Source organism: Actinoallomurus sp. NPDC050550, assembly GCF_040655075.1.
Classification (GTDB): domain Bacteria; phylum Actinomycetota; class Actinomycetes; order Streptosporangiales; family Streptosporangiaceae; genus Actinoallomurus.
Genome location: NZ_JBFAJC010000121.1, coordinates 1 through 6,572 on the forward strand (window position 1 = coordinate 1; position 6,572 = coordinate 6,572).

At 68.0% G+C, this 6,572-nt stretch carries 5 protein-coding genes; 4 read left to right on the forward strand and 1 reads right to left on the reverse strand.

Translation table 11 applies throughout. The features are described from left to right. Positions 1–118 precede the first annotated feature (118 nt). On the reverse strand, positions 119–1,519 hold the full coding sequence (locus AB0I04_RS54710; RefSeq protein WP_360904861.1) for a cellulose binding domain-containing protein: 1,401 nt from the start codon (positions 1,517–1,519) through the stop codon (positions 119–121). 379 nt (positions 1,520–1,898) lie between these two features. Here AB0I04_RS54710 and AB0I04_RS54715 point away from each other — a divergent pair, with 379 nt between their 5' ends. Genes AB0I04_RS54715 through AB0I04_RS54730 form a run of 4 tightly spaced genes read left to right on the forward strand, consistent with a single transcriptional unit; the run spans position 1,899 to position 6,537 of the window. Beyond that, positions 1,899–3,215: an extracellular solute-binding protein gene (locus AB0I04_RS54715; protein ID WP_360904864.1), complete on the forward strand. Its 1,317-nt coding sequence runs from the start codon at positions 1,899–1,901 to the stop codon at positions 3,213–3,215. 5 nt (positions 3,216–3,220) lie between these two features. Continuing rightward, positions 3,221–4,150: a sugar ABC transporter permease gene (locus AB0I04_RS54720; RefSeq protein ID WP_360904867.1), complete on the forward strand. Its 930-nt coding sequence runs from the start codon at positions 3,221–3,223 to the stop codon at positions 4,148–4,150. After that, a complete protein-coding gene (locus tag AB0I04_RS54725) occupies positions 4,147–4,992 on the forward strand; it encodes a carbohydrate ABC transporter permease (protein ID WP_360904870.1) in 846 nt (281 codons plus the stop codon). The genes AB0I04_RS54720 and AB0I04_RS54725 overlap by 4 nt, the downstream gene beginning before the upstream one ends. Before the next feature lie 21 nt (positions 4,993–5,013). After that, the gene (locus AB0I04_RS54730; protein WP_360904873.1) at positions 5,014–6,537 is read left to right on the forward strand and encodes a beta-N-acetylhexosaminidase; all 1,524 of its coding nucleotides are present in this window, start codon (positions 5,014–5,016) and stop codon (positions 6,535–6,537) included. Positions 6,538–6,572: the final 35 nt, after the last annotated feature.

The following is a 6,572-nucleotide window of genomic DNA, read 5'->3' on the forward strand; positions in this document are numbered from 1 at the left end:
AGGGGTCGATGGCGTACGGGGGGATCTCTGCTCGGTGCCGGTCACAGCCCCATGGTCTCAACAAGACGGTCGCCCGGGCCGTACGAGAACCGTCGTACGGCCCGGGGCCGGCCTGAATTCAGTTCGGGACGGTGTCAGTGAAGTGGGTGCCCGCGCTGTAGTAACCGTTCACGGCGCTGGTGACCTGCGCCGGCGTGAGCGCGCCCGACGCGTTGTAGTACACCCAGTTAACCTTCTCGTTCCACGTGCGCGCACCGCTGAACGGGAGGTCGATGAACCACTCGTTGAAGTCGATGGTCATCTTCTCTCGCGGGTAGTACTTGCCCGTGGTGGAGAAGTAGACGTTGCCGTCGACGTAGTACGTCACGGTGCCGCCCGCCACGGTCATCTGCAGCGTGTGCCAGCCCTGCAGGCTGGAGATGACATTGTGCGTCTGTCGGTCCATGGCGTCGGCGCTGTACCAGGTGGTCGTGTACAGCGTCGGGCCGGGCGCGCCCCAGCCGCCGTTCGGCAGGTACTCGTTGTCGAGTTCGCTGTAGAGCGAGTCGTCCGGCGTGATCGTGTAGAAGGTCTCGTTGACATGGTCGCCGTTCGGACCCGTGGTCGGGGCGTCGTTGAAGTACACGCGCGCCGCGTACGTTCCCTCGAAGAACTTGCGCTGGACCGTGTCGATCTCGGCCTGGGTGGTTCCGTTGGTCGTGCCGTCGGTGGTCGCCGTCAGGTTCATGACCTTGCCGCCCTGGGCGGTGGAGTCCGACGGGAAGCTGAAGGCGTTCGCCGACCAGGTGCCCTGAATGCCCGGGCCGCCCCCGCCCGTGCGGATCGACCAGCCGTGCGCGCCGAGGTTCGGATCGGAGGGGCCGGTGTATTGGAAGTCGTCGAACAGGACGCCGCTGCCGCTCGGCGGCGGTGACGTCGGCGGCGTGGAGGTCCCGCCCGGGGCGGTCCCGGAGACGACGGTACCGTTCACCGACAGGGTGACGGTGCCGGACGAGCCGTACGAGGTCTGGTTCTTGAACGAGTAGTCGTTGGCCTGGTTCACCTGCTGCCAGTCCTGCCGGTTGAGCCGTAGCTGCAGGTCGCCGGTTGAGGCGCCGGGCGCCAGCGAGCCGGCGCTCGACCCGAAGGCCACCTCCAAGTAGTGGTCGGCCGTTGCCGGGCCGCCGCTCAGCGCGCCGACCGTACCGGAGATCTTGGAGCAGCCGATCACCGCCCATTCGCAGGTGTAGACGTACGGGACGGTCGTGTCGGCGCTGAAGTAGTAGCGGATCGCGACGCCGGACAGCGACGCGGACGACGAGCCGGTGTTGACGACCTGGAACCAGGGCTCGATGTCCCCGGCGGTGGCTCCTGTCTCGGTCGTCCGGTACTGCAGTTGGAGGCTCGAGGCCGCCTGGGCCGGGCCGCCGGTGAGGACGCCGGCCGTCACGACGGTGGCGCCGAACAGGACGAGGGCGGTCAGCAGGGCGGTGCGGCGACGTCCGGATGCGAGGCGTCTGAGGGCGGGGTGAAGCCGCATGGTTCTCCTTGCGTGGCGGGCGGACATGATCGGCCCCGCCGCCCGCGGCCGGACGCGGGCGGACGGCACCGTACGCGCGCGTGCCCCCAAGGACGAATGAAGACGCTGCGTACGTTCAGAGAACTGACCAAAGGTCAGTTCTGCGGTGGCCGATGGCCCTCAAGATGAACCCCGCCTACCGGCTTGTCAACCCTTGGTTCGCCGCGCTTTTGCCGAATTTACGGGGCAAGAGAGGCTGTGGTCCCGATGGCTGAGCGTCGGCGATCTTCCATCATTGACATGACCAATGGACAAGTGTCACCATCTGGCGCACCGAGCGACGGGGGCGCGACCGGCCGACGCCGGAGCGGTGAGCTCTGGCCACCCAGGAGGGATCGACATGCACAGACGTGTTACGGCCGCGTTGGCGGCGAGCGTCGCGCTCGCGTGCACTGCCACCGCGTGCGGCGGAGACGGCGGCACCGCCTCCAGGTCCACCGCGAAGATCGCCGGGCCGGATTCCGGCACCGGAAAGACGCTCACCGTCTGGTACATGAACGGCGATCTGTCCGACGCCGCGACTAAGGCGATCAACACCGAGTTCACCAAGGCCACCGGCGCCTCGGTGAAGGTGCAGATCCAGGAATGGGACGACATCAACACCAAGATCACGACCGCGCTGGCCCAGAACAATCCGCCGGACGTACTCGAGATCGGCAACACCGACGTCCCGCTGTTCGCCGCCGCCGGGGGTCTGTCGGACATCTCCGCAGTGCAGAAGACCCTGGCGCAGGGGCAGACCTGGCTGCCCGGTCTGGTCGGACCCGCGGCGATCGGCGGCCGACTGTACGCCGCGCCGCTCTTCGCGGCCGAGCGTGCCGTGGTCTACAACAAGAAGATCTGGTCCAAGGCCGGGGTCACCAAGCCGCCGGCCACGTTCGCGGAGTTCACCGCGGACCTCGACAAGATCAAGGTGGCCAACCCGGCGCCGGACTTCTCCGCGTTCTACATGCCGGGCCAGTACTGGTTCGGCGGCCTGCAATTCGTCTGGGACGCGGGCGGCGAACTGGCCACCAAGAACGGTGACAAGTGGACCGGGGCGCTGGAATCGCCGCAGGCCCAGCGCGGGCTGGCGGCATGGAAGCAGTTCCAGAACACCTACTCCACGCCCGCCTCGCGCAACCTCTTCAACCTCACCCCGGACTACAACGCGATCTTCGCCCAGGAGAAGGCCTCGGCGATCCTCAACACCAGCGTGAACTCCATCCTCAAGATCAAACCGTCCCTCAAGGGGCAGCTCGGTACGTTCCCGCTCCCCGGCGCCGGCGTAGGCAGCAGCCAGCCGGTCTTCCTCGGCGGCTCGGACCTGGGCATCGCGGCCAAGAGCCCGAATCAGGCCCTCGCCCTCGCCTACCTCAAGGCCGCCACCAGTACCGCCGTACAGACAAGCGCGATCGACGGGATCGACGGCTGGACCCCGGTCTCGTCCCAGCTCATCGACCAGACCACCGGGTCGCGCCCGGAGCTGTTCAAGGCGTTCTCGTTCGCGGCCAAGCGCAGCGTCGCGACGCCGGCGAGCCCAGGCTGGGCGACGATCGAGAGCGACAAGTCGCTGCAGACCTTCTTCGGTGACATCTCCACCGGCAAGACGCCGATCGCCGACGCCGCGAAATCCTTCGATCAGCACCTGAACCAGGCGCTGAACGCATCCCAGTGACACGCATGGAAACCTTGGCCACGCGGGCGACCGTCGTGCCCGAGGCCGTCGAGTTTCGGGCCCGGCGCCGCCGCTCCGCGCTGCCGTACGTGCTCCTGGCTCCGGCCGCGCTGGTCCTCGCCCTGGTCATCGGGTACCCGCTCGTACGGCTGGTGCTGATCTCCTTCCAGGACTACGGGCTGCGGGCGCTGTTCAGCGGCCGGACGCGGTGGACCGGGTTCGCGAACTACACCGCCGTCCTCCACGGCGACGAGATCGTCCCGATGCTGGTCCGTACCGCGCTCGTCTGCGTCGCGATGGCGGGCGGCACCCTCCTGATCGGCACGAGCGTCGCTCTGGCGATGCGCGCGCTGGGCCGGCGGATGCGGACGCTGGTCACGTTCTGCCTGATCGCGGCCTGGGCGGTGCCGAACGTGGCCGCGACAATGCTGTGGACCTGGCTGTTCCAGCCGACGTACGGCGTGGTCAACTGGATACTCCGGCTCGGGCAGTACGACTGGACCGCGCACACGGTGTCCGCGCTCCTGCTGGTCTGGCTGCTCGTGGTCTGGCAGTCGGTGCCGTTCGTCGCGCTCACTCTGTACGCCGGGCTGTCGCAGATCCCGGGCGACTACTACGAGGCCGCCGCGCTCGACGGCGCCGGGTACTGGACGCGCTTCCGCGTGATCACAGTGCCGTTCCTGCGGCCGATCCTGCTGCTCGTCACCGTCCTGTCGGTGATCTGGGACTTCAACGTGTTCAACCAGATTTGGCTGCTGACCGGCGGCGGCCCAGACGGTGGGACGACCACGCTCGTCGTCTGGTCGTTCCGCCGGGCCTTCGCGAGCCAGTCGTATGGGCAGGGCGCCGCGATCGCCGTCCTCGCGACCGTCCTTCTCACGGCATTGACGTGGTATTACGTGCGCCGATTGGTGCGGGCGGGAGAAGTCGCGTGAAAAAAGGCAGGGTGCGAAGAGTCCGACCGGCCCGCATCGCGCTGAACATCGGAACCGTTCTTTTCTGCGCCGTCTGGATGTTCCCGGTCTATTGGATGGTCAACACGGCACTCAAGCCGTCCGGCGACACGCTCAGCCCGACGCCGAAGTTCCTGCCCTTCCCGCTGAGTCTTGCTAATTTCGCCGACGCGGTGCGCAAACCGCATTTCTCCGACTACCTCGTCAACAGCGTCATCGTCACCGGAGTCGTCGTGACGCTGTCCGTCGTGGTGGCCTTTCTCGCAGCGACCGCACTGACGCGTTTTCGCTTCTTCGGGCGCCGCGGATTCCTCATCGGGATCATGGTGATCCAGATGATCCCTGGGCCGGCGCTGCTGATTCCGCTGTTCCTGAGCATGAAGAGCCTGAACATGCTCGATACGCTGATCGGGCTGATCGTCACCTATTCGGCGTTCGTGCTGCCCCTGACGATCTGGGTGATGCGCGGATTCCTGCACGGCGTACCGGTGGAACTCGAAGAGGCTGCGATGGTCGACGGGGCGAGCCGGTTCACCGTGATCCGCAAGGTGCTGCTCCCGCTCGTGATGCCGGGCATCATCGCCGCAAGCGTCTTCTCGTCCATCGTCGCCTGGAACGACTACATCTACGCGTACGTGATGATGAAGGACCAGTCCCGGTACACCTTGCCGGTGTGGCTGGCGTCGTTCTCCACCAACATCGGTACCGATTATGGCGGGTTGATCGCAGGCTCGACATTGTTCGCGCTGCCGATCGTGGTCTTCTTCATGCTCATCCAGCGTCGGCTGGTCGTCGGAATGACCGCCGGGGCCGTCAAGGGATAGGCCTTTTCGAGAAAGGTTATCGTGATAATTCCTCGCCCCGTCGAATTCACCGTCCATCCCGGTGAGTTCGCCATCCCCGCGGCCCTCCATCTCTCGGCCGGACCGGGCGCCGCACGCCCCGCCGACCTTCTGGCCGGCTACCTGGGCGACCGGCCTCGCGCGTCGTACGGACCGGCCGTCCGCGTGGAGATCGCGCCGGCCGACCTCCCGTACGAGGGGTACCGCTTGGAGATCTCCCCACACGAGGTCCTCCTGACCGCGCCCGGCGAGGTGGGGCTCTTCCACGGTGTCCAGACGCTGCGCCAGCTCCTGCCCCCGGCCGCGCTGGATCCGGCGTCGGCCCCGGCAGACGCGTGGCGGTGGCCGTGCGTGACCGTGCGTGACGCACCGCGGCTGCCGTGGCGGGGGGTGATGCTCGACGTCGCACGGCACTACATGCCGCCGGAGTTCCTCGAGGAGTTCATCGACCGGATCGCGCTGCACAAGCTCAACGTGCTGCATCTCCACCTGACCGACGACCAGGGCTGGCGCATCGAGATCGAGGGGCTGCCGCGGCTGACCGAGGTGGGCGCCTGGCGTACGGAGTCCATGGTCGGCCCGTCGGGCAGCACGCGCTTCGACGGAATCCCGCACGGCGGCTTCTACTCCCAGCGCCGGCTGCGCGACCTGGTGGCGTACGCGGCCCGTCGCGGCGTGACCATTGTCCCGGAGATCGAGATGCCCGGCCACGCCCGCGCGCTCCTGGCCGCCTACCCCCACCTGGGCAACCGGCCCGAGGTGACCCTTCCGGTCTGGACGAGCTGGGGGATCAGCGAGGACATCCTCGGGTTGCACGACGAGGCACTGGAGTTCTGCCGCACGGTGCTGGCGCAGACGGTCTCGGTCTTCCCGTCCCGGTACGTCCACATCGGCGGCGAGGAGTGCCCGACCACGCAGTGGGAGACCAGCCCGGTGGCTCGCCGCCGTGCTGCGGAGCTGGGCTTCACGACGCCGGCCCAGTTGCACGGCTGGTTTCTGCGGCAGATGCAGGAGACGCTGACCGAGCACGGCCGCCGCGCCGTCTGCTGGGACGAGGCGGAACAGAACGGCGAACTCCCCGCCGACATGACCCTGACCGCCTGGCGCGACTCAGGTCACGGCGTACATTCGGTCGAACGCGGCCACCAGGTGATCATGGCGCCGCACCGGTCGACGTACCTGGACTACGCGCAGAGCACCCATCCCGGCGAGCCAACGGCCCAGCCCGGCGTGGTCACCACGGTCGCCGACGTGTACGGATTCGACCCGCTCGCGGGCGGCCTGCCGGTCGCCGATCCGGGCAATGGGGGCCGCCCCGGGGTGCTGGGCACCCAGGCGCAGCTGTGGACGGAGTTCGTGCCGACCCCGGACCACGTCCGGTACCTGACGTTCCCGAGGCTGTGCGCCCTGGCCGAGGCGGCGTGGAGCGAGGGCACGCGCGACTACGAGGAGTTCCAGGGCCGCTTGACGGTTCACCGGGAACGTCTGCGGGTGCTCGGCGCGCTCTCCGAGCGGGACGCGGCGTGACCGCACTCAACGGGACTCGCCGTCCGCCCACCGCC